Here is a 24706-nt window from a genome sequence, read left to right as displayed (position 1 = left end):
TTTCAAATCATGCTATCAAAATTTATTAGCTGCGGGCACAGCTAATAAGCACCTTTTTACTCAAGCAAAATAGCCCAAGACTTACTAAATGACTGCCTGGCTATTTTCCAAAAGCTTAGTGCTTTTCAATCATGATCAAAAAAGGAGGCTGATTGACCTGATTCAAGGGCTTATAGAGCATGACTGTATAGTTCCTTTGCTCTAAGGTCGCCACAAAATCAAGGACGGCATCCTTTTCCTCCACACCGCCTTGGTGGCCATAATAAACCATGATAGCCACTCGGCCTCCTGGCACCAAACAGTGCAAGGTTTTTTTGAGGGCCACAATCGTGCTATCCGGTTTGGTCATTAAAGACTTATCCGCGCTAGGCAAATAGCCCAGATTAAAGATAGCAGCATCCAGACGCCTGACATAGGTATCTAGATTTTCATGGCTATCTAAGATCAATTGGACATTAGTCAGGCCAGCCTGATCTAGACAATCTTTTGTCCTGGCAACTGCCGCTTCTTGAATGTCAAAAGCATAGACTTTTTGGGCCCTTTGAGCCAGAAAAAGGGTATCATGGCCGTTTCCCATGGTCCCATCCAGCACCTGTGAATGCTTGGTCAGAATTTCAGCTAAAAATGTGTGGGAATACTGCAATGGGCCTTTCATGATCTCTCCTTTAGTCCTTACTCATCTCTTTTACAGATTTATTTACAAAATAGCTAGCGCCGCAAAAGGCAGCAAACGCTAAGGCCAAGCCTTCTAAAAAAGAAGCATCTGCTCTCAAGACTAGACTCTGGTAGCATTTTCTTAATCTGCCGTAGGAGACTTGGCTTGCAATCACTACAGTTTGCACCCCTGGACACTGCCACGCCGCTTCATTTCCTGATTGATGGCATTAAGCACTTCCCATTTGTTTAAACTCCACATAGGACCAATCAGCTTATCTCTTGGTGCATCACCGGTAATGCGATGAATAACAATCTCTGGTGGAATAATCTCTAGCTGATCACAAACCGTCATAACATAGTCCCTTTGGCTCATCAGTTTTAGGCGGCCTTGATGATAATCACGCTGCATGCGTGTATTGGTCATCAGATGTAATAAATGCAATTTGATTCCTTGAATGTCGTTATCGCTCACGCAACGGCGGACATTCTCAACCATCATATCGTGGGTCTCCCCAGGCAAACCATTAATCAGATGGGAGACAACTTCAATCTTGGGATAGCGCCGGACACGCTTCACCGCATCCTTATAGAGTTCATAAGAATGGGCCCGATTAATTAAAGCTGAGGTTGCCTCGTAGGTTGTTTGGAGACCTAGTTCCACCGTTACATGCATGGTCTGTGCGAGCTGGCCCAGGTAATCAATGGTTTCATCGGGTAAACAATCCGGTCGCGTACCAATGTTGATTCCAATGACGCCTGGTTCATAAATGGCTTGTTCATAGCGCTCTTTAATTAGCTGCAAAGGAGCGTGGGTATTGGTAAAATTTTGAAAATAGACCAGATAGCGGCGCACATTGGGCCACTTGCGATGCATAAAGTCAATTTCTTTATAAAACTGTTCTTTAATAGGAGCATCTGGAGCAACAATGGCATCCCCCGAACCAGACACCGTACAAAAAGTACAACCTCCCCGAGCAACTGTCCCGTCACGATTGGGACAATCAAAACCAGCATCAATGGGGACTTTAAATATTTTTTCACCAAATAATTGTCGGTAGTAATCATTGAGTGCACGATAGCTTTTTTCCATACTGTTATTGTATCACAACTCAAAAAATAAAAAAGCGAAATAAAAAGGCTGCTTATCAAGTAAGCACCCCTTATTCCACCACCATTAAAGGGGAACAACATAGTTAGCCTTTGTAAAACAAAAAAGGCATTGAAGCACTTTCTTAGTCACTGCCAATGCCTATAAGTACTAAAAATAGCCAGAGCTTTGAAACGTGTTCACTCTAAGCACTTAGTTTTGCTCACCGTGAAAGCGCCATTCAAAGCGCTTGCGATCATAAAAGGGATAGACTAACTCTAAAACACCAAAACCCAGGATAAAACCAGCTAAAACATCACTTGGATAATGCACGCCCAAATAAATCCGTGATAAACCAATCAGAACAATCAAACTGCCTAGCAGCCATTGAACAACTAGCCGCAAGAAAGGCTGCTTGATCCGTTGATGAGCAATAACAATTAAACTACCATAGATAAGCATACTTCCCATCGAATGACCACTGGGAAAAGAATAGCCCCCTGCAAACACCAAATGCTCAATGGTCGGGCGAACGCGCTGGTAAATTAATTTTAAACTGACAATGAGAACACTCGCACCAAGCCCTGCTATTAAAACATAATAGCTTTCTGCTTTCCACTTTAGAGCTTGTAGGATGACAAAGGCAAATACCACCACGATGAGTTGCGTTAATACATTTCCTAAGACAGTTATCAGCATAAAGAACCTCGTCATATTATCCGGTAGATTTCCTCGCACCATCGCTTGGATTGTCTGATCATACCCTGTCAATGTAGCTGGGTAAAAACGAATGGCATAGCCAATCATCACAAATAATAAAAAGGCAAACGAAGCAATTAAGAAGTGTTTTTGTTTATTTTTCAAATCTGGTTTAATATCTTTCTATAAGTGGTTTACATGCAATATACACAAAATAAAAGGAAAGGGCAAATAAAGCACCCTCAAGGAGATTAAAAGGCACAACCATAGCCAGCAAATAATTACTTAAACCAAGCATGGTTTTAATATCAAACTGGGCAAATTTAGCATAAAGGGGAATGGCATAACCATAATTGAGAAGAACCATGGTTATTGTCAAAACAAGTGTTCCAACAATGCTAGCCAGCAGATAGCTCTTAGGCTTAGGCCTTTTTCGTGGTTGCCAAATGAGGGCAAATACCGTAACAAATAAGCCAATGGCTACTATATTCATAGGTAAGCCAATAAAATCATTAACACCACTATTGTTTAATATAAATTTCAAAAGTGTGCGAAAGATTAAAATAATATAAGCGCTCCTCAAATCAAATAGGACAAGCCCTAACAAAATAGGGATAATACTAAAGTCAATCTTTAAAAAATTAGCTCCTGGTATGACTGAGAAACTAAAAAACATTAGTAAAAACGAAATAGTGGACAATATAGCAATCGCCACTAATTGTCGTGTTTTGAACATAAAAAATTCCTCCAATTTTTGCAAATTGAAAGAAGTTCCGTTGTCGTTGAGGTAGCCAAAAAGGCACCTCAAAAAGCCCGGTCTTCTCTCATCCAGACTTTACTGTCGGTTGTGGAATTGCACCACATCAGCTTGCGCTCGCGGACTTCTATAACTAGTCACCGCCGGTCGGGAATTACACCCTGCCCTGAAGACACTTATAGAATAGCATATTTATCACTATCTAGCAATAAATTTGCGTCATAATTCAAAAAAATCTCCCTCTTCCTATTAAATTCCAGTCTAAACTGCTCGACCACACTGAGCAATTCTCAGTAAAATAACACCAGTAAAAAGCTAAGCAAGAGGACAAAGCAGATCGCGCCTAAAATCACGCTGGGCAAATAGCGAGTGGGCTTGAACCATAATCACACAAAAACCTAGTGAATTCCCACTAGCTGTAGCCCTGTTAACAAATAGCAAAAAGCAAATTATTTGACCATGAGGCTGACTTAGTTCCTCTGACAGATAGCAGATCAGGCGACTTAATCACGAATCAGCTTCAGCGATGTTAACAAATAGCAAAAAGCAAATTATTTACTCCGCTAGCAGATTAAACTACTCATCTCAAATGATGAAAATCACTTTATTAAGAGAGGCGCCGCACTGCTCAGCTAGGAATGCAAACTTAGCTTTTCACTAAGAGAGTGACAGCCTAGCTTAGCCATTTTTCTTAGTAGGCAGGAGCAACAGCTAGGTTTCTAAAACAAGGACTTGACTATACCTATAAAGACAAGTCCCCACTAATGGCAGACTTGTCTTTATATTATTAGTATATCCACAAAGCTCATTTTAATTTGTCATGATCATAAGTATGGCTTAGCTCTAAACCCTGAAAGGACTGCTGTTTGAGCGCCTCATACACAATCATACAAACTGTATTTGAAAGATTAAGGCTGCGCACATGTTGGTCATTCATAGGAATCCGCAAAGCTTTTTCAGGATGATGCCGCATAAAAGGTTCTGGCAATCCCTTATCCTCTCGTCCAAATAAGAAATAGTGCTCTTGGCCATCATTATAATTAACATCTGAATAAACCTGCTCAGCAAACTTGCTAATCAGGTGCAACTGTCCCTGACACCGGGTCATAAAATCATCTAAACTCTCATAGAAAGTCACGTCCAGCTTATCCCAATAATCCAGACCTGCCCGTTTCATCTTGCGGTCATCAATGGGAAAGCCCATTGGTTTAATAATATGTAAAGGCGCATTGGTTGCTGCACACGTCCGAGCAATATTCCCAGTATTTTGCGGTATTTGCGGTTGAAACAGAACCACATGATTTCGCGGATGTGCTTCCTTATAATTAAGTTGATGAATAGCCATAACCGTTCCAACTTCCCTTCTACATTAAAAAACCACAATGCCCGGAGTCGTTCTCAGCAGACAATGTGGTTATGGTGCTTCGTTACCTTAAATCATAACAGGTTTGATTTAAACCAACGAATGCTTAGTCATTATTATAGCACTTCTCGTTGAGAAGTCAACAGCTACTCTAAGCTCATAGCCACTGGCCAGTAAGAATGTCTGCTCAGCCATTAACAAGCCTTTCACACACTTACTTCCTAAACACACGCCACGACGGCGGCAAGTCTTACTTCTCAGCCTTATTCTCAAGGTCGCCATCATCTGACTTTAGGTGAGCCAAAATGGTATTAAGACCTCTGATGGACCACAATTCTAAAAAGCATAGCAATTATTGAGCTACAAAAACCAACTTTCTCAAACTCCAAAAAGGTAAGTTTAGTATTTTTTCCCATCAGGATTACGGCGTAAGGTAAAATAATCAGGAACTGGATCTTCTCCACCAGCAGCAAAAGGATGACAGCGCAAAATGCGCGCTAATCCCATGACAAAACCTTTTAAGCCATGCTTTTCCAAGGCAGTAATCATATAGGCAGAGCAGGTTGGACGGTAACGACAAGAAGGCGGAAACGCAGGTGAAATCCATTTTTGATAGGCACGTACCAACAAAATGAAGATAGTTTTCATCTTTGTTTGATAACAGCTGCATTATGCAACTGGCTAATTTCTTTTTTATTTAAGCGACGAGCCTCGCCAGGGCGCAAACCAGTTAAATCCAGTGTGCCAAACTGGGTACGCGATAATTTATCTACTAGTAGCCCTACTGCTTCAAACATTTTCTTGACCTGGTGATTTCGACCTTCGTGGATGGTTAGCTCAACTATAGAACGATTCTTATCTGTTTCAACCCGAATAATCTTATAACGAGCTGGTTTTGTCTTTTTCCCATCTATGACCACGCCACGTGTCAAAGGACGTAGATTCTCCTTGGTTACAATTCCTTTGACCCGCGCCAAATAGACCTTGTCAATTTCATTGCGTGGATGGATCATCTTATCCGTAAAATCGCCGTCATTGGTTAAAAGTAAAAGTCCAGACGTATCCCAATCGAGACGACCAACAGGATAAATACGCTCTTGCACTTGAGGTAAGAAATCCAAAACGGTGGTACGTCCTTTATCATCAGATACACTGGAAATGACTCCGCGAGGCTTATTTAAGAGGTAATAGACCTTTTCTTCATTGTAGATAGGGGTTCCTTCAATCTCAACCCGGTCACCACTTTTTACCAGAGTGGCTAAGTCGGTGACAACCTGGCCATTAATCGTCACCAGACCTTGCTTAATGAATGTTTCAGCTTTGCGACGACTGGCAACACCAGCATGCGCAATAAATTTATTGATTCTCATATTTTTCCTTATCTTTGTTCTAGGCTTCATCGCTTGTTTGGAATAACTCTGGTGCCTCTTCATCAACGGCTAAGTCCTCAATCGCCATTAGCTCTTCTAAATGATTAATCCCCATGTAGTCAAGAAAGTAGTCAGTTGTCACATAGAGATTGGGGCGACCGATGACTTCTTTTTTGCCGGCTTCTTTAACTAATTCAAAGGCAACTAGTTTACTCAAAGCCCCACTGGAATTTACTCCGCGGATTTCGTCAATTTCAAGCCTGGTTATCGGCTGTTTATAGGCAACGATTGCTAAAACCTCTAAACTTGCTCGAGAAAGGGATTGGTTGATTGGTGCTTTGGCATAATCGCGCAGCAAAGCAGCAAACTGCTCCTTAGTAACCAATTTATAGGTATTAGAGGATTCCAAAAGGCACAAGGCAGAAGAAGAATCACTCGCATACTTTTGTGCTAATTTGTCTACTTGCTGCTGAAGAGCTGATGGCGTTAAAGCCAGTAATGTTCCCATTTGACGTAAACTCAAACCTTCTTCACCAGCTACAAATAATAAAGCCTCAATTTGGGCTAAGTATGACATGACGCCTCCCTTTGTAAGACAATTGTCCCAAAGTTAGTTGCTTGACTAACCGTGGCAAATTGAATTTTAATGAGTTCTAGTGTTGCTAAAAATAGTGTAATCATTTCATTGCGAGACTGACAAGCAGCAAAGACCTCCTCTAATGTTAGTCTTTCTCGCTGCTCAAGCTGAACTTGCAATTCCTGCATCTTGTCTTCGATCCGATAATGATCTCTTTCAATAACCGTGTGGTTTTGCTTAAAGGTAGCTTGCTTGACTGTCATCAATTTGGAAAAAACCAGAAAAAGATCCATGACTGTTTTATCTTCTTGCAGGACCGTATCTTCAAAAATAAGCTCTTGCTTTGGCTTAGAAAAAAATTTAGCACGTTGGTCATGTTTAAGGGCTAAGCCTTCACTAAGCTCCTTGAATTTACTGTATTCCTCAAGCTGATTTAATAAGGACATTTCAGGATCAGCTTCCACTTCTTGAGGTTCAACGACTTTTGGTAAGAGCTTTCGACTCTTAATTACCATCAATTGACTAGCCATTACCATATAATCACCAGCCACTTCGAGTCGCATGATTTGCAAGGTTTCAATATAGGCTAAATACTGTTCAATCACTTCAACAATGGGCACATCATAAATATCTACTTGATATTTGGCAACCAGATGCAAAAGCAAGTCAAGTGGCCCTTCGAAATCTTTTAACTTTATATCCATGTTTATTTAAAATACTTTTCCAATGTGACTGGACTTTTTAACCCTAATTGCTGACTGATAGCCAAGAGAGAGGCCCCTTGGGCTTTTTGGGCTAGGATAAATTGCTGGCGCAGACTCTGAGCCGATAGATCAGCACAGTTAACAGCCACCAAAAAGAGCCGCAATTGTTGAAAGTACCACTGCCTGGAATAGGGCTGTCCGTGATGCTCAATTAAATAAGTCTTTTGGCTATCCATAAAAGGGGCTAAAAAGGTTGGCAATAATTTTGGCAGACTTAAAACTTGCACCTGCTTAGCAGTACGTGTACTGAGTACATTGAAATTCAGGTCAATATCATCTTGTTTAAGCATAGCAATCTGACTAGGCGTTAATCCCAAATGGTAGATCAATAAGGCAATTAATTGCCCTACAGTGTGTTTACTTTCTTTTTCCAATACAGTCAAATCACGTAATTGGTAGTCTTGTTCACTACTGCGCTGTAAACGAATAGCTTCATCTAGTTGCATAAAACGGTCACAATAGCCGATTTGGTAGAGGTAGTGTAAAAACTGATTAACTGCTGAATACTTGCGTTTTCTAGCAGACAAACTAAGCTGGGCGACCGATTGTTTATAAAGTTCTAATTTAAAGGGCGTTAGTTGGTCCCTAGTCAGTGCCAAAAACTGCTTTAGGTCGTAACGATAAGCCTTTTGCGAGTTAGTACTCAACTGTCGACTTGTGAGAAAGTCCTCAATTAAATGAATCATCTTCTTTTTTGGTTATCGTGTAATCATCGGTAAAATCATGCAAAAGACTGTTTAGGGCCTTAAGAATGGATTTACGGGTAATAATTCCTATAAACTGATGTTGTTTATTAACAACAGGTAAGAAAGGATAGTCCACTAAATCGTGCATGATATGAGTTAAAGTAGCATCCTCAGGAATTGCCTGAATTTTAGTGTTCACCATATTGCCAATATCTATTTGACTCATTTCCCAATCAGTCAAGCCATGTTTTTGTTGGAAATTTAGAATGTCAGAAATACTGATTGTCCCTTTGAATTCTTTATCTTTAGTGATAACGGGAACACGTGAAAAACCATTACTCACTAATAAGAGCATCACGTGGTCTGAATTATGTGTATCAATAAAAATGGCAAGGTCATCAGCTGGCAGTAAGTAACTATCTAAATGTTGAAGGATAAACTCCTCAAATGGTTTTGCTATCATCGTCTAAATTCCTTAGAGAGTTGTGGGTATAGTGTATGGTGAAGCGTATAAAAGTCAACTGCGATTTTTTCATCTGTCAAGGTTATATAGGCATAAAGCTTCTCAGAGACTTCCCCACGGGGCTGAGCTACAGATCCGGGATTAATAAAGACAGTGCCTTGACTTTGCCAGGCCGCCGGTCGGTGCAAATGGCCGTATAAACAAAGGGTTGCTTGGGCTTCTTGCGCTAAATAACCTAATCGATCCCAGGTAAAATTAATGTGCTGTAAGTGCCCATGGGTCTGAATAATCCGGTCTTGCCCTAAAGAAATGGTTTGGGTAGCTGGGTAATCAGAATCATAGTCACAATTGCCTGCAACGACAAAAATACCTTGCCAAAGAGGATCGCAAGCCAGCAGTTCCGAGTCGCCATTGTGAAAAATAGCATCCACCTGGTTTATATACTTGGCTTTAATATCTTCAACCACTGCACGATCGCCATGTGAATCACTCATGACTATGATTGTTTTGCTTGCCATGCTGGAAACACCTCCATTAATTTTCTCACCGCTTGCCCTCGATGGGACAGACGATTTTTTTCTTCTGCTGAGAGCTCTGCTGCATGGCGCTCACCTTCTCCAACAATAAACAAAGGGTCATAGCCAAAGCCGTTATCACCTTTTGGTTCTGTGGCAATGTAGCCAGGCCACTCAGCTTCGACCACTAAACTGTCTCGATCTGGAGCTGCCACCACCAAAGTGGTATGAAATTGAGCAGAGCGTTTATCCTTATCAAAGACCATCGCTAATTCATGAAGGAGCTTGGCGTTGTTCTTGGCATCAGTGGCATCTGGCCCTGAAAAACGTGCTGACCAAACCCCTGGTAGGCCACCTAACACGTCAACTTTTAAGCCAGAATCATCAGCTAAGACCATCTTTTGGGTCAGCTTGGCAATAGTTTCTGCTTTTAAGCGGGCATTTTCTTCAAATGTCATTCCTGTCTCTGGGACTTCTGGTAGTTCTGGATAATCATTTAAGTTTTCCACCTGAATGCCTAGAGCACCAAATAGGGTACGAAATTCTTTTGTCTTGCCTTCATTTCTAGTCGCAATTAAAATGCTATCGCCCATACCTGGTGACTCCTGCGAAGCCAAAAAGGCTGTGCTCGGTAAGCCCGCTTGTGGTAAATGGACAAGTCTGATCGTCTCACCTTCTTTGACGATGAAAGCCCCCTGGTGCTGAACTAACTCAAAGTTACGTTTGGTTTCGTGATTGATCATATCAAGCAAAAAACGAAACAAATGAAGGTCAGAGGTAAAGCGATTGACCGAAACACTAAAGCCGCCTTGGCTCCCATCAGTAACGGGCACAAGCATATCTAATTCTCGGATGATTTGCCAGATAGGCGGGGCAAAAAGCGCCCGATCTAAAATGTGCAAATCATTATAGCCACCCCAACAGCCAACAAACCAATTCTCTTCATCTTTATATTCGTAAATTGTTGTCATAATGTTACTCGCTCCACATTAATATCTTCTTCTAGCCACTCAAGTGCAATGTGCCGGAATCGCTCTACGCTAGCGGTCGTATAAAACAAATTCTGCCTGTCTTTGACCAATCGACTGGCATTAATTTGGAAATAATTTAACAAAACAGAAACATCCCGAATACACTCAGCTCCGCTATCAATCAGCCGAACATCTGGCCCCATAACATTTTGAATGAGGGGACGTAATAGCGGATAGTGCGTGCAACCTAAAATCAAAGTGTCAATACGACCAATAAGGGGTGCCAACGTTTCATAAACAATTTTTTTGGCGACACTTGACTTTACTTCATTGGACTCAACAATAGGGACAAACTTGGGACAAGCTAAACTTGTCACCTGCATCTGAGGCGCTAAAAGCTTAATTTTCTGCTGGTAAATATCCGACTTGACGGTCATTGGTGTTGCTATCACACCAATCCTTCCTGCTTGGGTATTTTTGATGGCAGCACTGGAGCCAGGTAAAATAACACCCAAGACAGGAATGGTTAACTTAGCCTTTACTTCTTCCCAGGCAACTGCAGTTGCTGTATTACAGGCAAAGACAATCATTTTGACGTTCTTAGTCAATAAAAAATTGACCATATCCCAAGTAAAAGCCTTAATCTGCTCAGCAGGTCTTGGGCCATAGGGCGCTCTGGCTGAATCTCCAATATATACAATTGTTTCGTGCGGCAGTTGGCGTCGCAGTTCTTTTACAACTGTTAAACCACCAACACCCGAATCTAAAAATCCGATTGGCCGATTATCCATCTTTACACTTTCTTATACTAATAAAAACCCAGTCGGTGCTAGCCAACTGAGCTTTTTTTGGAACCCTGAACAGTTGACATCTGAAATGGTGCCGACAAAGGGGGCCCTTTTGGCATCGTTGTCTGCTCGCTCAAAGCACATACCAGTACCTCAACTTAGCAAAAAGCTTTTATTTTTTTCCTTTTGCTGAAGCTAATTTTGATTGCTTAACAATATTACGATAGGTTTGCTGAACCTTTGCTTCACTTGGTTTTTGACCCATTTGACTCATCATTTCACGGATCGCTTCTGGTGTTAAACGGGGATGTTCACCAATTTCTTTTTCAATTTGCTTGCGTGCAATGAAAATGCCTCCCACTAGGCCGGCACCTAAAGCAAGGATAATCAGTAATACCCATATAGCTGTTGACATATCGTTTTATAATCTCCTCGTTCATTATTCGTCCTATTATATCAAAAAAAATACCAATACACAAACAACAACCTATGGTTAAGAAAGAGCAGACTAGCCATTATCAAGGCCTGTGCCTACCGCCCCTTATTAGCTTGGCAGAAATTTTAAATAGCTTGAAGCAGGCGGACTATTTGACTTGTCCATCTGACTTAGCCATCTTTTTTTGTTACCTCACAAGCCAAACACGTGTAAAAAGAGCTGAGCTTCATGTAGTAGCTGACATCAGCTGCTGTTTGACCTTCCTAGCTAGTATGATGAGCCAAAACAAGGCTGGGACGCACGTCCACAGCCTCTTGTTACATTTAGTCATTTCGGCCAAATAGGCGGAGCAGACTAATAAAAATATTAATAAAGTCTAAATACAAGGACAAGGCCAAGGATACAGCCCAGCCATCGCTGACTTGGCCATTTGTTCCTGTGTAAACCCGCTTAATCAACTGGTTATCAGAAGCAATCAGGCCTGAGAAAATCAAGACAGAAGCGATGCTAATCATATAGCTCATGGCATTGCTTTTAAAGAAAAAGTTAATCAACATGGCAATGATGATACCAATCAAAGCTGCAAAGAGAGCTTTACTCATCCCAGATAAATCTTTCTTTGTTTTAGCACCAATCATCGCCATTACAAAGAAGACAGCCATAGCTGATAAGAAGGCTTGAAGAACTGTTGTTTGTGCATAAGCGGCCACAATAAAGCTCAAGGTAAAACCATTTAAGGCCGAATAAACCAAAAATAAGGGTAAGGCCGCCGGGGTATTACGACGAGCTACCCCGCTCACTGTAAAAACAAGGACTAGCTCTAAAATACTAGCTCCCCAATACCACATTGGGTGGTTGGTCAAAATATTTAAGAAATTAGCCTTAAACGGAAACAGCATTAAATAAGAAACAAAGGCCGATAAGCCAATGCCCATACCTACTAAACTATATATTTTAACAAAAAAGCTATTAAGGCCTGTATCTGATTCTTGATAGATTACTTGATTATTCATTCATTTCTCCTTATTAATGGTGGTGACTCTTAAGTGTTTTACGTTTAAAAAAGCGGCGTTTAGCCCAGCGCGTGCGCACTGGTGTCACTGCTTCTTTGATAGCCCAGTATTTATCTACCAGAGTAACAATGTAACTTTCTTTATAGCGCGGAAAAGCAATGGTTGCTCCCCACATATGCTTTAAAATAATATCTTCTTCTTTTTTATTTAAAGGGGTTAATTTGCGAGCATTGCGGACAGCAATTCGCGGATGAACCCAGGCGTGACTCTTATTAAATTTTGTTACGCGCCAATCATAGTAGAAAAAATCATGCAATAGTCCGCCACGCGCTGCACTCTTGGCATCCCAGCCAAATTTACGAGCCATTTTAAAACTCGTATAAGCAACGTTAACAGAATGTTCAAGACGGGTAGAATAGTGATGTTGCACAATATTGCCAAGTTTTTGAAAGCGCGGGTGTTCAATCAAAGAGCCAACATGGTCCATAAATTCTTTATCTTCTCGATAATCCATATCATATCACCTCACATAAGGTATTATACCATAAGTAGCTTAAATCAGGCTGAAAATAAGGATTCCTGCTGCTACGGCAACATTTAGGCTTTCTGCCTGACCAGGCATGGGGATATGTACCAACTGGTCAGCTTGCTCAGTCATATAATCAGAAATCCCACGCCCTTCATTTCCTAAAACCAAAGCAAAGGAGGAACTTTTTGCTAAGTCTTGGTAGGCAACCGAGGTGCTTGATAAGGTCGAAGCCAACAAAGGAAGCCTTGCAGCCTGTACACGGGCACAAATCTCTGAAATATCAGCCCGCCAAATCGGCAGGTGAAAATGGCTACCTTGCATGGCGCGCAGCGTTTTTTCGTTGTAAATATCGGCAGTTTTTTGTGAGATAAAAACCCCGTCAAAACAAGCAGCGTCAGCTGTTCGGATGATCGTACCCACATTACCAGGATCTTGAATATCTTCTAAAACCAAGTATCTGCCTGTTAATTCTTCAGGTAGTGGCTGTGTTTCCATTGCTACTTCGGCAATAACCCCTTGGGGCTTAGGAGACTCGGTGAGTTCTTTTAAAACCTCAGGACTAACCACTGTGACAGGCTTAAAATCACTGAGCCGCTCAGCCATTTCCTCAAGAACAAAAAGGTGTTTAAAGGTTTGATTGGCTTTTTGGGCTTCTTCTACCAAATGCCATCCCTCAATCAAATAGGAATGCGTGCGGTATTTCTTTTGCTTTAATTTTTTGGTTTGTTTAATCAAGCTATTTGCTTTTGAGGTTATTTTCATAGCACTATTATACCATAGTTTACTTGGCCCACCTTCTTCAAGACCATCTTTTAAGCTTATGTTATAATAGGAGAAAAAAGGAGAGATCGTATGACCAAAGTACGTATAATTGTTTCTGGTCGGGTGCAGGGAGTGGGCTTTCGCTATGCCACCTATAGCTTGGCACTTGATATGGGAGAAATCTATGGCCGGGTTTGGAATAATGATGATGGAACTGTTGAAATCTTAGCACAGTCTACTGATGCACAAAAGCTGGCTGCCTTTACTCAAGAAATCCGCAAAGGGCCATCCAAATGGGCAAATGTTACCTACGCTGATGTGACTCAGGGGCAATTTTCAGACTATGAGGATTTTCGAATCGGCAAGTAAAATACAGCTACAGAAGTATTGTTAAAAAAACAAAAAAAAAGTAAAATAGATAGGTATCTTATAAGTTAAAGGAAAATGACATTGAAACTAAAATTAAATCGCATCCTATTTTCAGGACTAGCTCTATCCATCCTCTTGACCCTCACTGGTTGTGTTGGTAGAGATTCACACGGCAACCCAAAGGGGATTGTTTGGGACTATTTAGGCAGACCCATGTCACATTTTATTGATTACTTTGCTAATCATGTCGGATTGGGCTATGGCCTAGCGATTATTATCGTTACTATTATTGTCCGGACTGTCATCTTACCGCTTGGCTTGTATCAATCCTGGAAGGCGAGCTTCCAATCTGAAAAAATGGCCTATCTAAAGCCAATTTTTGATCCGATTCAAAAACGGATGAAAGAAGCACAAACTCAAGAAGAAAAACTAGCTGCTCAAACAGCCTTTATGGCCGCCCAAAAAGAAAATGGTGTTAACATGCTTGGTGGCATTGGCTGCCTACCTTTGCTTATTCAGATGCCTTTTTTCTCAGCCATGTATTTTGCAGCCATGTACACAAAAGGCGTTGCCTCTAGTACTTTTTTAGGCATCGCCCTAGGCAGTAGAAGTTTGTTACTGACAGCTATCATTGCTCTTTTATACTATTTCCAATCTTGGTTGTCGATGCAAGCTGTCACTGAAGACCAACGGGCACAAATGAAGACTATGATGTATTCAATGCCAATCGTGATGATTTTCATGTCCTTCAATCTACCAGCTGGTGTTGGTTTGTATTGGTTTGTTGGTGGTTTCTTTAGTATTTTACAACAATTAATCACCACCTATATCTTACGACCAAGAGTGCGCAAACAAATCGAAGAAGATTTCAAGAACAACCCACCCACAGCTAGTACCGCTGGCAAAAGCTTAAAAGACGTCACCAACACAGCAAGCAGCAAGCCAGATACTGGAGCTATTATGCAGACTCCGGCTAAAACAAAATCCAATCGAAATGCCGGCAAACAAAGAAAACGTCATTAGCCGCTAAAAAGTCACTTCTACATATACCAGACTTATCTGATTAAAGTCCAAATGATTTAGATAAGGCCACTGGTATCATACAGAAGGTGGCTTTTTTTGCTAAATCAGGCAACTCTAGTTTTCCCACCCATTCCACCTACCCTGACTAACATGTAGTAAGACTAGATTTCCTTTCTTGGAAAATAGCAGAGCAACTGATTAACATTTACATGGGCTACTGCTGAACTTATCAAACAAATACCAATGCAGTAACACCCAAGTGGCTAGGTGACTTGCAGTGAAGATCTATCCTAGCTAAAAGTCCCTACAATCGCAGAGTCAACCAATGTATTTTCAGCTAGTTACTAAAAACTCTACCTCTAAAAAAGGAGCCAAAAGCAAAGACCTACCTCGCTACTGAAGGACCAACAGGCACACAGACACACAGCAAAATTTTGGATAGGTAAAAACTAACCCTTGACACAAGCCCCATACTTAGGTAACTGACCCCTCAGCGAGCCAGACCTAGCTAACACGACATCACTTATACAAGAAACAAGCCAACCGTGTTTTTCTTGGCTCTACAAACAAGAAAAGAAGCCAGGTTGCCAAGCCAAAGTTCCTCTAAAGCATTGCAATGTTAACAAAAATGCCGTGGATAAACCAGTGATTACTCTTAGAAATGTTGACAGGACAGCCTGCTAGGAGTTTTTGTTTTGCAGCGAGAAAATAAAAAAGATTGAAGAAAATGGTCATAATAGACTTTTTCTTCAATCTAAGAGGACAACTTAGGGTCTTCTTCTCTCAATTCGTTGAGCTGCTGGCTACGATTAATAATAAACCAGGAATAAGAGGGGCCAGACCTGCTCAATTATTCCCTTTTGCATTTGGTCACAACGCTACATAGCTACATTGTTCATGCTAACCATCACTAAAGTTCACAACGATGAATGTTTTTTCCTTGCAAATGGGTGCTCTTAGCAAATCAACCATTTTCTAGTTCTTAAGTAAGCTACTTCTCAGCTATTAGCTTAAGGGCAGAAGTTAGATCAAGTTATTTTGCTTCAATCAAGCCAAGATTTCCATCTTCACGGCGGTATAGAACATTTGTTGCACCATCTTCAGCATCGGTATAGATGAAAAAGTCATGCCCTAACAGTTCCATCTGTAAACGTGCTTCTTCAATGTCCATTGGTTTTAAAGTCACATTTTTGGTACGAACAATCTTGATTTCTGGTGCTTCTTCGCTTGCTTCTGCTTCAAATTCGCTTGTAAAGACGTGACTAGCAGGTCGTTTTTCACGATGCTTCTTTGCAATTTTTGTTTTGTTTTTGCGGATTTGGCGCTCAATCTTATCAACTACCAAATCAATAGAGCCATACATGTCTTGTGAGACATCTTCGGCACGAAGGGTCATGGAACCAAGCAAAATGGTTACTTCAACTTTTGCAGTTTTTTCTCTATATACTTTTAGATTGACACGGGTATCAATTTCATTATCTTCGGTAAAATATCTTTCAATTTTAGTAAGCTTTGATTCTACATAATCGCGAATAGCGTCGGTGACTTCGATGTTTTCTCCACGAATACTGAATTTAATCATAGGATACCTCTTTCTTGCGCTAGTAGCGCTTTCTTTATATTAATTATACCGCTTTCATGAAAATTTGCAAGTTTTAGCGTGCCAGTGAAAAACTTTTGATGGTTGTAACTCCTGCTTGTTTTAAGAGATTGGTCAGCTGAAAGATTGTGGCTCCAGTGGTGTAAACATCATCAACAAGCAGGATCTGCTTGGGAGGCTTTGCCTTAAGAAAAAATGGATTCTCGGTCATCAAGCGCTCTTGCCTACTTTTGGCAGACTGGCGTTGGCTGGGATGTTTGCCAAATACCTGACGATAGGGGACTTTTGCTTCCTCAAGCAGAGCCACTACTTGATTAAAGCCCCTGCTATTTAACCGAACCTCATCAAGTGGGACTGGTATGATATGGTAAGTATTTTGATAAGGTTTTAGGGCCTTTCGAATTGGCTTTATAAATGCTTTTCGTAAGAGAAAATCGCCCTGAAATTTATAGGCTTTAAAGTAGTCCTTCATTGCTTGGTTGTATTTGTAAAGAGCGAGATGATCCACTTTATGCTGATAATCGAGTTGCCATTTTTGGCAGTCCTGGCAGGGAGACTGGCTGCTGACCTTGCAACAGTGCATACACAGCTCGCCCTTAAGCTGATGAAACTTTTGCTGGCAAGCTAAACAAAGATAGCTTTCTTGATTAAAAAACAAGAGGATGGCTAACAGGCTTTCATTGCTGTCAGAGTTGTTTCCACAAAGTAAGCAAACCACTAAAAACCTCCTAACCGATTCATCTGTTTTATCTCGCGCCTGGCTAGCAACATGGCAAGGCTTTGACCATCATGGAAAAAAATCAAACTTCCCGTTGGACGCTCTACTGAACGTCCAACCCGCCCAGCAATTTGGACAAGACAAGTTCTTGGAAAGAGGTGGTGATTAGCACCAACCACAAAGACATCAACGAGAGGAAAAGTCACGCCCCGCTCTAAAATCGTGGTAGTCACAAGAATCGTAACCTTGTGACTACGAAAAGCCTCAATTGTCTCTTGCCGCGTGGCGCTTTGACTCGACACGATTCCAATCGTCTCCTTGGGGAAGGCCTGCTCTAAACAATGGGTAAAGTCTGCACCGCCTTCAATTGTCGGGTAAAAAATCAAAAGTGGAAAAGTGCTCTGGCGTTGTTTTTTTATTGCTACCAAAAGGGCAACTGGGAGCTGGCCCTTTTTGATATGCTTCATGAGTCCTGGAATCCACTGAAATTGCGGAACAACCAATGGCTGATTATGAAAGCGGCGTGCCAGAGTTAGTTTTTCCATAGCACCCTGCCTTACCGCCTTTTGAAGGGAAGCGGTTGCTGTTGCCGTAAGGAGGATAATCCGTCCTGCTCTTTTTTTAGCCTGCTGAATGCCAAATTGTAAAACTGGATTGCCAGCTAAGGGAAAGGCATCCACTTCGTCAATAATCAGCAAATCAAAGGCCCGAAAAAAGCGGAGCAATTGATGCGTCGTAGCAATAAGGAGTTGACTAGCAACATAGTCAGGAGACTGACCATGCAAAAGCACCACAGGACACTTAAAGTCTCGCTGAAGACGGCGGAAAAGCTCAACACATACATCAATCCGTGGACTCGCTATACAAACACTGCCACCTTGATTAATCACCATGGCTGCAATCTCATAAATCATCTCGGTCTTACCGGCGCCTGTAACAGCATGAACCCAACTGTCTTTACCTTTTTGATAGTGCTCTATAAGCCCATCTGAAATTCGCTGTTGTTCTTTGGTCAGATGACCCGACCAAGCTAAACAATCTGTCACAGCAAACGCAGCTGGCGCAAAACGATATAAATAATCTCCTTGCGTCAGGCGACCAAAAGGCAAGCACTGACGACAATAAATGCGACCATCAGGTAAGCGATCTTTGCTAGCGATACTAGCACAGCGGCAACAAATCAGCTGGCCACGGTGTTTCTTAAAAGCTGGAACAAGCTTGGCCAGAGCCTGTAATTCGGGACTCAAGTCCGCCTGAGTTAACTGACGACCTGCAACTCTCAATAAATCTTCCATACCTTATTATTCGAAAAAAACTTTGCCAAATATGCTCATTTACAGTAAACTTTTGATATGCTTAATTATCTTACTATCAAACAAAGTGGGACAGTTGAAACCACTATCAAAAAATCGCGTTTTATCACACACCTAGCACGGGTTTCTAATGAAGAGGAAGCCAGGGCCATTATCGCAGCAATCAAAAAAAATCACTATAAGGCTAATCATTCCTGCTCTGCCTTTATTATTGGTGAGCAAGGAGAATTAAAGCGCTCTAGTGACGATGGTGAACCTTCTGGAACAGCTGGCATCCCCATGCTCAGCGTGCTTGAAAAGCAAGGATTAACCAATACCTTAGCCGTGGTTACCCGTTATTTTGGCGGTATTAAACTAGGAACTGGTGGCCTTATTCGTGCCTATTCTACTTGTGTTTCTGAAGCTATCGCAGAGCTTGGCCAGGTAGCCATAAAAGAACAAGCAGGCATTGCTATCCAACTGAGCTATTCCCAGTACCAACGCTATGAGCCATTTTTGGCAAAGCTTGGGCTAGAAGCCGGGAAAATGGAGTTTGGCCAAGAAGTGATCGCACAGCTCTTTTTTGCACCCGAAAAAGAGAAACAGATTACAAAAGAATTGATTGATTATTACCAAGGTCAGGTGAGCTTTGAGAAAATAGCACCACAAATTATTGAAGTGCCTTTTACGAAGTGATAGGCTTTTCTTATCAAAGTGATTGAAAACTTATATTTTACAGATAATTTCATTGGCTTTATACTTAATATAGCTAAAAATGCATAAATGGGATATAAAAAGGAGATTTTCTATGGCAGCACTTTATCAATCCATCACGGAACTGGTCGGTCAAACACCAATTATAAAACTACACCATTTTACCAGCGACCAGGATGCCGATATTTACGTTAAGCTTGAGTCCTTCAATCCAGGCTCATCTGTCAAAGACCGGATTGCCCTAGCTATGATTGAAGCAGCAGAAGCTGATGGTACGCTTAAACCTGGTGACGCCATCATCGAACCAACCAGTGGCAATACCGGGATTGGTCTAGCCTGGGTAGGTGCTGCCAAAGGCTATCCTGTTGTCATTGTCATGCCAGAAACGATGAGTAAAGAGCGGCGCCAACTTATCCAAGCCTACGGAGCTGAGCTTGTCTTAACACCAGGTGAACAAGGAATGAAGGGTGCTATTGCCAAGGCGCATGAACTGGCCCAAAAACGTGGCGGCTGGGTACCACTACAATTCAACAATCCAGCTAATCCTAAAATCCACGAAACAACAACCGGTAAAGAGATTGCTGAAGCCTTTACCAACATTGGTTTAGATGCTTTTGTTGCTGGTGTCGGGACTGGCGGTACCATTAGTGGTGTCTCGCACGTGCTCAAAGAAACCTTCCCCAATATTCAAATTGTCGCGGTGGAAGCAGATGAATCTGCGGTCTTATCTGGTCAAGAACCTGGTCCTCATAAAATTCAAGGCATTTCAGCTGGTTTTATTCCAGAAACATTAGACACCAAAGCTTATGATGCCATTACTCGTGTGAAGTCACAAGACGCACTCCTAACAGCCCGTCAAGTTGGACATAAAGAAGGCTTCCTCGTTGGTATTTCATCAGGAGCTGCTCTGTATGCAGCCATTGAATTAGCTCAAAAATTAGGCAAAGGCAAAAAGGTCCTCGCCCTTTTACCCGATAATGGCGAACGTTACCTTACCACAGAATTGTATCAAGCAGACTAAAAACTTTCAGCTAGGATCGCCTTGACTGCCAAGCCAAGACAAGTCTAGCTGTAGATCAAGAGGTCTTTGCTAACAGAGACAGCCACCCTCTTAGGCAAGTAAGATTTGTCTTTACTTAGCCTGAGAGGGTGTTTTTTTGCTTCATTGTCAACTGTGGTCGGTGACAATAAGCCTTTTAAAAAGCCTCAAAGATGACTTTAAGGCACTCCTACTACTAAAAAAGATTGAAGAAAGCACCAGCCCAGGTAGCTATCTCCAATCTCAGGTATGTCATGGTTACTAAGAGCCTTTTAAATCCTTTAGGGCCTGATTAATCCAGTCGGGCAGTTGTTTAGCAAGCGGCTCAAAGCCAAATGTGTAGCGACTATTGGAAAAGCGATGGTGAGATCCCACATGATGTTTTTCTTCTTCTAAAGAGCGTAAAGACAAGCTCGCCTTACGATTATACTCATCATAATCAATAACCTGAACATAGACCTGATCACCAACTGCAACAAGCGCATGAATATTCTCAATATAACCAGTTTTTAATTCTGAAATGTGAATTAGTCCTATTTTACCATTTTCTAAAGCAACAAAGGCACCATATGGCTTAATTCCGGTGATTGTCCCCCGGTATTTATCGCCAATTTTCATTAGTCTTTTACCTCGATGGTTTGAATCGTAACATCTTCAAGTGGCTTATCTTGAGCACCTGTTTCGACCGCGGCAATCGCATCTAGTACGCGGTAAGATGCCTCATCTACCAATTGACCAAAAACGGTATGGCGCCGGTCAAGATGCGGTGTCCCTCCTTTTTCAGCATAAACCGCCGCAATAGGAGCTGGCCAGCCACCACGTTCTAATTCTTTTTGGGCGTAAGGAACTTTAGCATTTTGCACGATAAAGAATTGGCTACCGTTTGTATTTGGACCAGCATTAGCCATTGAAAGAGCCCCACGAATGTTATATAGCTCATCAGAAAATTCATCTTCGAAGGCTTCACCGTACAAGGACTGTCCACCCATGCCGGTACCAGTTGGGTCCCCTCCTTGAATCATAAAGTCTGGGATAATCCGATGGAAAATAATGCCATCATAGTAGCCTTCTTTCGCTAAACCTAAGAAGTTAGCTACTGTCTTAGGGGCTTGATCTGGAAACAGCTTAACCGTCAAATCCCCATGGTTTGTTTTAATGACAGCTAGCGGTCCATCAACTGTTGTCACATCCAACTGTGGAAAATCTAATGTCTTTTCTATCAATCCTAATTCCTCCAAGGCATACTTAATGCCATCTTCTTCTACTTTTTTTGTCACAAAGTCAGCTTTTTCTTTAAGCTGCGGATGGGAGACGCCCATAGCAACACTGATGCCAGCATAGTCAAATAATTCTAAGTCATTGCGTTCATCCCCAAAAACCAGGATATTTTCTGGCTTTAGACCTAGATAATCAACCACTTTTGAAACACCCAAGGCTTTTGAAGTGTCTTTTAACACGACATCAGATGAGTGGTCATGCCAACGAACAAGGCGCAGATGTTTTGCTAGATCTTGTGGTAATTGCAGAGCATCACCTTTATCTTCAAATGTCCACATTTGATAAACATCATGTTTTTCGTTAAAATCAGGGTCAACTGCCAAATTAGCATAAACATTATCAATAGCATCGCTGATGATTTGGTTGCGTTCTGATAAGACTGCCTTATGACGACCAGCCATGCCGTAGGCAATACCGACAGCATTAGCCCACTCCTTGTAGCGTACAACTACTTCTGCTGGAATGGGTGCTTGAAAAATAATCTTTTTTTGATCATCTTTGGCGTAAGCACCATTGAGTTTGACACAGTAGTCGGCATGGAGAGCCTGAACTTCTGGAGGTACGCCGTAGCGGGCACGACCAGAAGCAATACCAGTCAAAATCCCCTTGGCCTTGAGTTGCTGGAAAACCTGCCAGATAGAATCCGGCATGTAACCAGTGTCTTTAACCCGAAGGGTGTCATCAATATCAAAAAAAACCATTTTTATTTTTTTGGCTTTATATTTTAACTTTGCGTCCATTTTTCCCTCTGCTTTCCACTTTCTATTATACCATTAATTCTCATCTTGTGGCACTAAGTGGTGCTGAAAGGCATAGACTACAGCCTGTGTTCGGTCATCGACCTGCAATTTTGCGAGGATATTTGACACATGGGTTTTGACTGTTTTTAAGGAGATAAACAATTCATCAGCAATCGTTTGATTGTCATAGCCTTTGGCTAGAAGGTGCAAAATATCATACTCACGTGCAGTGAGATCATCATGTAACTCAGGATTTTGGTCGTGATGCTTCATTTTTTTATCGACTTCTGTTTCAATGGCTAGTTGACCTTTAGAGACCTTCTTAATAGCATTTAAGATCTCAGCAGCACTGGATGTTTTTAACATATAGCCCTTTGCACCAGCATCAATGACGGGATAAATTTTTTCATTATCTAAATAAGAGGTCAAAACAAGGATTTTAGCAGTCTTCCATTGTTTTAAGATAGCCAAAGTGGCATCAACCCCATTCACACCAGGCATGACTAAGTCCATAACCACTACGTCAGGTTTTAACTCTAAGGCTAGAGCAATCCCTGCTTGTCCATCTGAGGCTTCTGCGATGACTTCAACATCAGCCTGTAAATTTAAGAAGCTCTTTAGACCTAGGCGCACCATCTCATGGTCATCTACCAGAATCACACTAATTTTTTTCATTTTCCTTCCTTAAGGGTCACTGGTAGACGGACATCCATTGAGACCCCTTTTCCTTTCTGACTAATGATTTGTACTGTTCCTGCTAGGTCATCGACTCTGTCTTCGATATTTTTAAGACCATAACTGAGGTCTCGAACTTCGTCCATATCAAAGCCAATTCCATTATCCAACATTTTTAATTCAATTTCATTATCGGCTTGATTGAGGTAAACTTCAATACGGCTAGCTTTTGCGTGCTTAAGAGTATTACTAATAAATTCCTGTGCTATCCGAAAGAGATTATCTTCTACTGCTTTTGGCAATTTCCCAATATTTTCACGATAAACCACCTCAATGGCGCTTTTATCTGTTAATTCCTTGAGAATCATCTCAATGCCTTCGGTCAGGGTTCGATTGGCTAATTCGGTCGGTCTAAGGTGCAATAGCAAAATCCGTAAGTCGTTTTGAGCATTTTGCAACATCTCTTCAACTGCTTCTAATTGGATTTTCAACTGCTCTTGCTCCAAATGTTCCAAGCTAAGCGAAATTCCAGATAAAATCATGGACGAAGCAAACAATTCCTGGCTGACAGTATCGTGCAAATCCCGCGCAATCCGCTTGCGTTCGCGGTGTACGATATTTTGGGTGTCTAGGATATAGGCACTTTCTTTTTTTTGCAGACTTTTAGTCATATGGGCCATTTTTTGTGAGAGGCGCACAAGGTTAACATTGGTTTCAGAAGTTTCATCCACATAGATTTCTTGATTATTGAGAATACGGCGCAGGTTTTGATTAATGCTACGCTTACTATTATCATCGAAAATAATCCAAATTAATAAGAGCAACAAGGTTACCGAAACAATTAACAATAATATGGAAAAAAGTAATTTCTCTAAAATCCAAATATGCTCATATAAATAGCTCAGGGTGATGCCTAAGTTATTAAGAACAATAAAGACAATGGATAAGATCGTAATGCTGGCATAGGCCCAAACGAGAATATAGTAACGCTTTTTCATCGTTGCACCACCTCAACATCCCCTGCAATGGTATTGACAATGATTTTTACTTTTTTTAGGTAATAGTCCTTATCAGGACCTTCTAAACGCAAGGATTCATTTCGTAAATCATAGGCCGCTTTGCTAAAAAATTGCACAGTGGCATAGACCGAACTCACATCCAGAGTCACTGCAACATCAATTGGTACATAAAGTGTGGTTTTACCAAGGATTTTACGGATAATAATGACATTGTCTTGCCCAGCAATGATAACCTTGGTCAAATCAATAGTGTCATTACCACTGATGCGAATAATATTAATATCATCAAAGGCATAGTAGTCACTATCATAAACGGCAGCACCAATCCACTGATGCTTGGTTGGACGCGGCTGGACGCCTTCTTGTTTGAGTTGGAGCAGCGCCAGACGATTTTTTTTCTTGACCTGTGAAAAATGATTAATGATCACATAAACAATGGCTAATAAGACACCTAAAATAATATAGGGATTGAGCATAAAGACTAGGAAAAGCAGCAATAAACTGACCGATAAAATAAAATTATTGCGGCTATCTTGATTGTAAAAACGTAACACTAATAAGACAATAACTAAAATAAACAAAAAGCTTGTCAGACTGTTTGACAAGATAGTCATTAAGCCCATGGCGAATAAAATACATTCGACGAGGATAAAAAACTGGAATTTGCGCATTGGACCCCTTTCGTTCTCTTGTCATTTTATCAAAATTCTGTTAATAATTCATCTCCTAGCGCACCTTATGAGCAGGTGAAAAACGCTATAATTGCTGTAGTGACTAGCGCACCCCCTAGGAGCGACCAAAC

30 protein-coding genes and 1 riboswitch are annotated in these 24706 nt (G+C 41.4%); of the genes, 4 read left to right on the top strand and 26 right to left on the bottom strand.

The features are described from left to right. Positions 1 to 115: 115 nt before the first annotated feature. The 18 genes from mnmM to GWD08_RS05510 form a co-directional block, all read right to left on the bottom strand. A complete protein-coding gene (gene mnmM / locus GWD08_RS05595) occupies positions 116 to 655 on the bottom strand; it encodes a tRNA 5-(aminomethyl)-2-thiouridylate-methyltransferase MnmM (protein WP_159564673.1) in 540 nt (179 codons plus the stop codon). A 174-nt stretch (positions 656 to 829) separates the two neighbouring features. Then, positions 830 to 1747, bottom strand: a complete 918-nt coding sequence (mnmL, locus tag GWD08_RS05590; RefSeq protein WP_159544959.1) for a tRNA modification radical SAM protein MnmL/YtqA — start codon at positions 1745 to 1747, stop codon at positions 830 to 832. A gap of 210 nt (positions 1748 to 1957) precedes the next feature. Beyond that, positions 1958 to 2608, bottom strand: a complete 651-nt coding sequence (locus GWD08_RS05585) for a phosphatase PAP2 family protein (RefSeq protein WP_159544957.1) — start codon at positions 2606 to 2608, stop codon at positions 1958 to 1960. Between the two features lie 7 nt (positions 2609 to 2615). Beyond that, the gene (locus GWD08_RS05580; RefSeq protein ID WP_159547853.1) at positions 2616 to 3179 is read right to left on the bottom strand and encodes an ECF transporter S component; all 564 of its coding nucleotides are present in this window, start codon (positions 3177 to 3179) and stop codon (positions 2616 to 2618) included. Positions 3180 to 3255: 76 nt separating this feature from the next. Further along, positions 3256 to 3378: riboswitch (FMN riboswitch) on the bottom strand. A 627-nt stretch (positions 3379 to 4005) separates the two neighbouring features. Continuing rightward, complete coding sequence (locus GWD08_RS05575; protein WP_159544955.1) at positions 4006 to 4545, bottom strand: tRNA (cytidine(34)-2'-O)-methyltransferase; 540 nt, start codon at positions 4543 to 4545, stop codon at positions 4006 to 4008. 417 nt (positions 4546 to 4962) lie between these two features. Continuing rightward, the gene (gene yidD / locus GWD08_RS05570) at positions 4963 to 5211 is read right to left on the bottom strand and encodes a membrane protein insertion efficiency factor YidD (RefSeq protein ID WP_159564671.1); all 249 of its coding nucleotides are present in this window, start codon (positions 5209 to 5211) and stop codon (positions 4963 to 4965) included. After that, positions 5208 to 5933: a pseudouridine synthase gene (locus GWD08_RS05565; RefSeq protein WP_159564669.1), complete on the bottom strand. Its 726-nt coding sequence runs from the start codon at positions 5931 to 5933 to the stop codon at positions 5208 to 5210. The genes yidD and GWD08_RS05565 overlap by 4 nt, the downstream gene beginning before the upstream one ends. A 19-nt stretch (positions 5934 to 5952) precedes the next feature. Next, positions 5953 to 6510: an SMC-Scp complex subunit ScpB gene (gene scpB, locus GWD08_RS05560; RefSeq protein WP_159564667.1), complete on the bottom strand. Its 558-nt coding sequence runs from the start codon at positions 6508 to 6510 to the stop codon at positions 5953 to 5955. Further along, positions 6498 to 7214: a segregation/condensation protein A gene (locus tag GWD08_RS05555; protein ID WP_159544947.1), complete on the bottom strand. Its 717-nt coding sequence runs from the start codon at positions 7212 to 7214 to the stop codon at positions 6498 to 6500. Before GWD08_RS05555 ends, scpB begins: the two co-directional genes overlap by 13 nt. A gap of 2 nt (positions 7215 to 7216) precedes the next feature. Next, positions 7217 to 7960 carry a site-specific tyrosine recombinase XerD gene (xerD, locus tag GWD08_RS05550; protein WP_159564665.1) on the bottom strand — a complete coding sequence of 248 codons (744 nt, stop codon included), beginning with the start codon at positions 7958 to 7960 and terminating at the stop codon, positions 7217 to 7219. Further along, the gene (cbpB, locus tag GWD08_RS05545) at positions 7944 to 8423 is read right to left on the bottom strand and encodes a cyclic-di-AMP-binding protein CbpB (protein ID WP_159559974.1); all 480 of its coding nucleotides are present in this window, start codon (positions 8421 to 8423) and stop codon (positions 7944 to 7946) included. The genes xerD and cbpB overlap by 17 nt, the downstream gene beginning before the upstream one ends. Continuing rightward, positions 8420 to 8941: a metallophosphoesterase gene (locus tag GWD08_RS05540; protein ID WP_159564663.1), complete on the bottom strand. Its 522-nt coding sequence runs from the start codon at positions 8939 to 8941 to the stop codon at positions 8420 to 8422. Before GWD08_RS05540 ends, cbpB begins: the two co-directional genes overlap by 4 nt. Beyond that, positions 8920 to 9912 carry a nucleoside-triphosphate diphosphatase gene (locus GWD08_RS05535; protein ID WP_167547767.1) on the bottom strand — a complete coding sequence of 331 codons (993 nt, stop codon included), beginning with the start codon at positions 9910 to 9912 and terminating at the stop codon, positions 8920 to 8922. Before GWD08_RS05535 ends, GWD08_RS05540 begins: the two co-directional genes overlap by 22 nt. Continuing rightward, positions 9906 to 10700: a glutamate racemase gene (gene racE, locus GWD08_RS05530; protein WP_159544939.1), complete on the bottom strand. Its 795-nt coding sequence runs from the start codon at positions 10698 to 10700 to the stop codon at positions 9906 to 9908. The genes GWD08_RS05535 and racE overlap by 7 nt, the downstream gene beginning before the upstream one ends. A 169-nt stretch (positions 10701 to 10869) precedes the next feature. Then, the gene (locus GWD08_RS05525; protein WP_159544937.1) at positions 10870 to 11112 is read right to left on the bottom strand and encodes a YneF family protein; all 243 of its coding nucleotides are present in this window, start codon (positions 11110 to 11112) and stop codon (positions 10870 to 10872) included. A gap of 344 nt (positions 11113 to 11456) precedes the next feature. Next, positions 11457 to 12146: a Bax inhibitor-1/YccA family protein gene (locus tag GWD08_RS05520; protein WP_159544935.1), complete on the bottom strand. Its 690-nt coding sequence runs from the start codon at positions 12144 to 12146 to the stop codon at positions 11457 to 11459. 13 nt (positions 12147 to 12159) lie between these two features. Next, on the bottom strand, positions 12160 to 12660 hold the full coding sequence (locus GWD08_RS05515) for an HD domain-containing protein (protein ID WP_159564659.1): 501 nt from the start codon (positions 12658 to 12660) through the stop codon (positions 12160 to 12162). A 39-nt stretch (positions 12661 to 12699) separates the two neighbouring features. Continuing rightward, the gene (locus GWD08_RS05510) at positions 12700 to 13437 is read right to left on the bottom strand and encodes a TrmH family RNA methyltransferase (protein WP_159564657.1); all 738 of its coding nucleotides are present in this window, start codon (positions 13435 to 13437) and stop codon (positions 12700 to 12702) included. A 90-nt stretch (positions 13438 to 13527) separates the two neighbouring features. Between GWD08_RS05510 and GWD08_RS05505 the strand changes: the two genes are divergently transcribed. Further along, complete coding sequence (locus GWD08_RS05505) at positions 13528 to 13806, top strand: acylphosphatase (RefSeq protein ID WP_159564655.1); 279 nt, start codon at positions 13528 to 13530, stop codon at positions 13804 to 13806. Positions 13807 to 13887: 81 nt separating this feature from the next. Next, positions 13888 to 14829, top strand: coding sequence for a membrane protein insertase YidC (yidC, locus tag GWD08_RS05500; RefSeq protein ID WP_159542758.1), 942 nt, complete (start codon positions 13888 to 13890; stop codon positions 14827 to 14829). Positions 14830 to 15862: 1033 nt separating this feature from the next. Here yidC and hpf read toward each other — a convergent pair. The 3 genes from hpf to GWD08_RS05485 all read right to left on the bottom strand — a co-directional run bounded on the left by hpf (position 15863) and on the right by GWD08_RS05485 (position 18442). Then, positions 15863 to 16411 (bottom strand): ribosome hibernation-promoting factor, HPF/YfiA family, encoded by a 549-nt coding sequence (gene hpf / locus GWD08_RS05495; protein WP_159542761.1) that lies wholly within the window; start codon positions 16409 to 16411, stop codon positions 15863 to 15865. A 73-nt stretch (positions 16412 to 16484) separates the two neighbouring features. Further along, positions 16485 to 17147 carry a ComF family protein gene (locus GWD08_RS05490; RefSeq protein ID WP_159564653.1) on the bottom strand — a complete coding sequence of 221 codons (663 nt, stop codon included), beginning with the start codon at positions 17145 to 17147 and terminating at the stop codon, positions 16485 to 16487. Then, positions 17147 to 18442, bottom strand: coding sequence for an ATP-dependent helicase ComFA (locus GWD08_RS05485; RefSeq protein ID WP_159564651.1), 1296 nt, complete (start codon positions 18440 to 18442; stop codon positions 17147 to 17149). The genes GWD08_RS05490 and GWD08_RS05485 overlap by 1 nt, the downstream gene beginning before the upstream one ends. Before the next feature lie 57 nt (positions 18443 to 18499). Between GWD08_RS05485 and GWD08_RS05480 the strand changes: the two genes are divergently transcribed. Both GWD08_RS05480 and cysK read left to right on the top strand, forming a co-directional pair. Further along, positions 18500 to 19135 (top strand): YigZ family protein, encoded by a 636-nt coding sequence (locus tag GWD08_RS05480; RefSeq protein WP_159564649.1) that lies wholly within the window; start codon positions 18500 to 18502, stop codon positions 19133 to 19135. 112 nt (positions 19136 to 19247) lie between these two features. Beyond that, on the top strand, positions 19248 to 20174 hold the full coding sequence (gene cysK, locus GWD08_RS05475; protein ID WP_159564647.1) for a cysteine synthase A: 927 nt from the start codon (positions 19248 to 19250) through the stop codon (positions 20172 to 20174). A gap of 279 nt (positions 20175 to 20453) precedes the next feature. Here cysK and GWD08_RS05470 read toward each other — a convergent pair whose 3' ends face one another. From GWD08_RS05470 to liaF, 5 genes are read right to left on the bottom strand one after another with little or no spacing between them, the layout of a single operon-like run. Further along, positions 20454 to 20810 (bottom strand): S1 RNA-binding domain-containing protein, encoded by a 357-nt coding sequence (locus GWD08_RS05470; protein ID WP_159542777.1) that lies wholly within the window; start codon positions 20808 to 20810, stop codon positions 20454 to 20456. Next, positions 20810 to 22210, bottom strand: a complete 1401-nt coding sequence (locus tag GWD08_RS05465) for a bifunctional Cof-type HAD-IIB family hydrolase/peptidylprolyl isomerase (protein WP_159542780.1) — start codon at positions 22208 to 22210, stop codon at positions 20810 to 20812. Before GWD08_RS05465 ends, GWD08_RS05470 begins: the two co-directional genes overlap by 1 nt. 33 nt (positions 22211 to 22243) lie before the next feature. Next, the gene (locus GWD08_RS05460; protein ID WP_159542783.1) at positions 22244 to 22885 is read right to left on the bottom strand and encodes a response regulator transcription factor; all 642 of its coding nucleotides are present in this window, start codon (positions 22883 to 22885) and stop codon (positions 22244 to 22246) included. Further along, a complete protein-coding gene (locus GWD08_RS05455; RefSeq protein ID WP_159547791.1) occupies positions 22882 to 23883 on the bottom strand; it encodes an envelope stress sensor histidine kinase LiaS in 1002 nt (333 codons plus the stop codon). Before GWD08_RS05455 ends, GWD08_RS05460 begins: the two co-directional genes overlap by 4 nt. Beyond that, positions 23880 to 24575, bottom strand: coding sequence for a cell wall-active antibiotics response protein LiaF (gene liaF / locus GWD08_RS05450; protein WP_159542789.1), 696 nt, complete (start codon positions 24573 to 24575; stop codon positions 23880 to 23882). The genes GWD08_RS05455 and liaF overlap by 4 nt, the downstream gene beginning before the upstream one ends. Between the last annotated feature and the right edge of the window lie 131 nt (positions 24576 to 24706).

This window comes from Streptococcus halichoeri, assembly GCF_009870755.1.
Taxonomy (GTDB): Bacteria; Bacillota; Bacilli; order Lactobacillales; family Streptococcaceae; genus Streptococcus; species Streptococcus halichoeri.
Note: the sequence above shows the minus strand (reverse complement) of the source record. Positions and strands in the feature narration are given on the sequence as shown.

Coding starts and splice junctions, on each gene's coding strand:
- GWD08_RS05555 (WP_159544947.1), bottom strand. CDS start 7,214: ATGGATATAAAGTTAAAAGATTTCGAAGGGCCACTTGACTTGCTTTTG.
- cbpB (WP_159559974.1), bottom strand. CDS start 8,423: ATGATAGCAAAACCATTTGAGGAGTTTATCCTTCAACATTTAGATAGT.
- GWD08_RS05515 (WP_159564659.1), bottom strand. CDS start 12,660: ATGGATTATCGAGAAGATAAAGAATTTATGGACCATGTTGGCTCTTTG.
- xerD (WP_159564665.1), bottom strand. CDS start 7,960: ATGATTCATTTAATTGAGGACTTTCTCACAAGTCGACAGTTGAGTACT.
- GWD08_RS05485 (WP_159564651.1), bottom strand. CDS start 18,442: ATGGAAGATTTATTGAGAGTTGCAGGTCGTCAGTTAACTCAGGCGGAC.
- GWD08_RS05575 (WP_159544955.1), bottom strand. CDS start 4,545: ATGGCTATTCATCAACTTAATTATAAGGAAGCACATCCGCGAAATCAT.
- GWD08_RS05520 (WP_159544935.1), bottom strand. CDS start 12,146: ATGAATAATCAAGTAATCTATCAAGAATCAGATACAGGCCTTAATAGC.
- cysK (WP_159564647.1), top strand. CDS start 19,248: ATGGCAGCACTTTATCAATCCATCACGGAACTGGTCGGTCAAACACCA.
- GWD08_RS05455 (WP_159547791.1), bottom strand. CDS start 23,883: ATGAAAAAGCGTTACTATATTCTCGTTTGGGCCTATGCCAGCATTACG.
- racE (WP_159544939.1), bottom strand. CDS start 10,700: ATGGATAATCGGCCAATCGGATTTTTAGATTCGGGTGTTGGTGGTTTA.
- GWD08_RS05465 (WP_159542780.1), bottom strand. CDS start 22,210: ATGGACGCAAAGTTAAAATATAAAGCCAAAAAAATAAAAATGGTTTTT.
- mnmM (WP_159564673.1), bottom strand. CDS start 655: ATGAAAGGCCCATTGCAGTATTCCCACACATTTTTAGCTGAAATTCTG.
- GWD08_RS05505 (WP_159564655.1), top strand. CDS start 13,528: ATGACCAAAGTACGTATAATTGTTTCTGGTCGGGTGCAGGGAGTGGGC.
- GWD08_RS05540 (WP_159564663.1), bottom strand. CDS start 8,941: ATGGCAAGCAAAACAATCATAGTCATGAGTGATTCACATGGCGATCGT.
- GWD08_RS05480 (WP_159564649.1), top strand. CDS start 18,500: ATGCTTAATTATCTTACTATCAAACAAAGTGGGACAGTTGAAACCACT.
- yidD (WP_159564671.1), bottom strand. CDS start 5,211: ATGAAAACTATCTTCATTTTGTTGGTACGTGCCTATCAAAAATGGATT.
- GWD08_RS05470 (WP_159542777.1), bottom strand. CDS start 20,810: ATGAAAATTGGCGATAAATACCGGGGGACAATCACCGGAATTAAGCCA.
- scpB (WP_159564667.1), bottom strand. CDS start 6,510: ATGTCATACTTAGCCCAAATTGAGGCTTTATTATTTGTAGCTGGTGAA.
- hpf (WP_159542761.1), bottom strand. CDS start 16,411: ATGATTAAATTCAGTATTCGTGGAGAAAACATCGAAGTCACCGACGCT.
- GWD08_RS05525 (WP_159544937.1), bottom strand. CDS start 11,112: ATGTCAACAGCTATATGGGTATTACTGATTATCCTTGCTTTAGGTGCC.
- mnmL (WP_159544959.1), bottom strand. CDS start 1,747: ATGGAAAAAAGCTATCGTGCACTCAATGATTACTACCGACAATTATTT.
- GWD08_RS05580 (WP_159547853.1), bottom strand. CDS start 3,179: ATGTTCAAAACACGACAATTAGTGGCGATTGCTATATTGTCCACTATT.
- liaF (WP_159542789.1), bottom strand. CDS start 24,575: ATGCGCAAATTCCAGTTTTTTATCCTCGTCGAATGTATTTTATTCGCC.
- GWD08_RS05460 (WP_159542783.1), bottom strand. CDS start 22,885: ATGAAAAAAATTAGTGTGATTCTGGTAGATGACCATGAGATGGTGCGC.
- GWD08_RS05565 (WP_159564669.1), bottom strand. CDS start 5,933: ATGAGAATCAATAAATTTATTGCGCATGCTGGTGTTGCCAGTCGTCGC.
- GWD08_RS05510 (WP_159564657.1), bottom strand. CDS start 13,437: ATGAAAATAACCTCAAAAGCAAATAGCTTGATTAAACAAACCAAAAAA.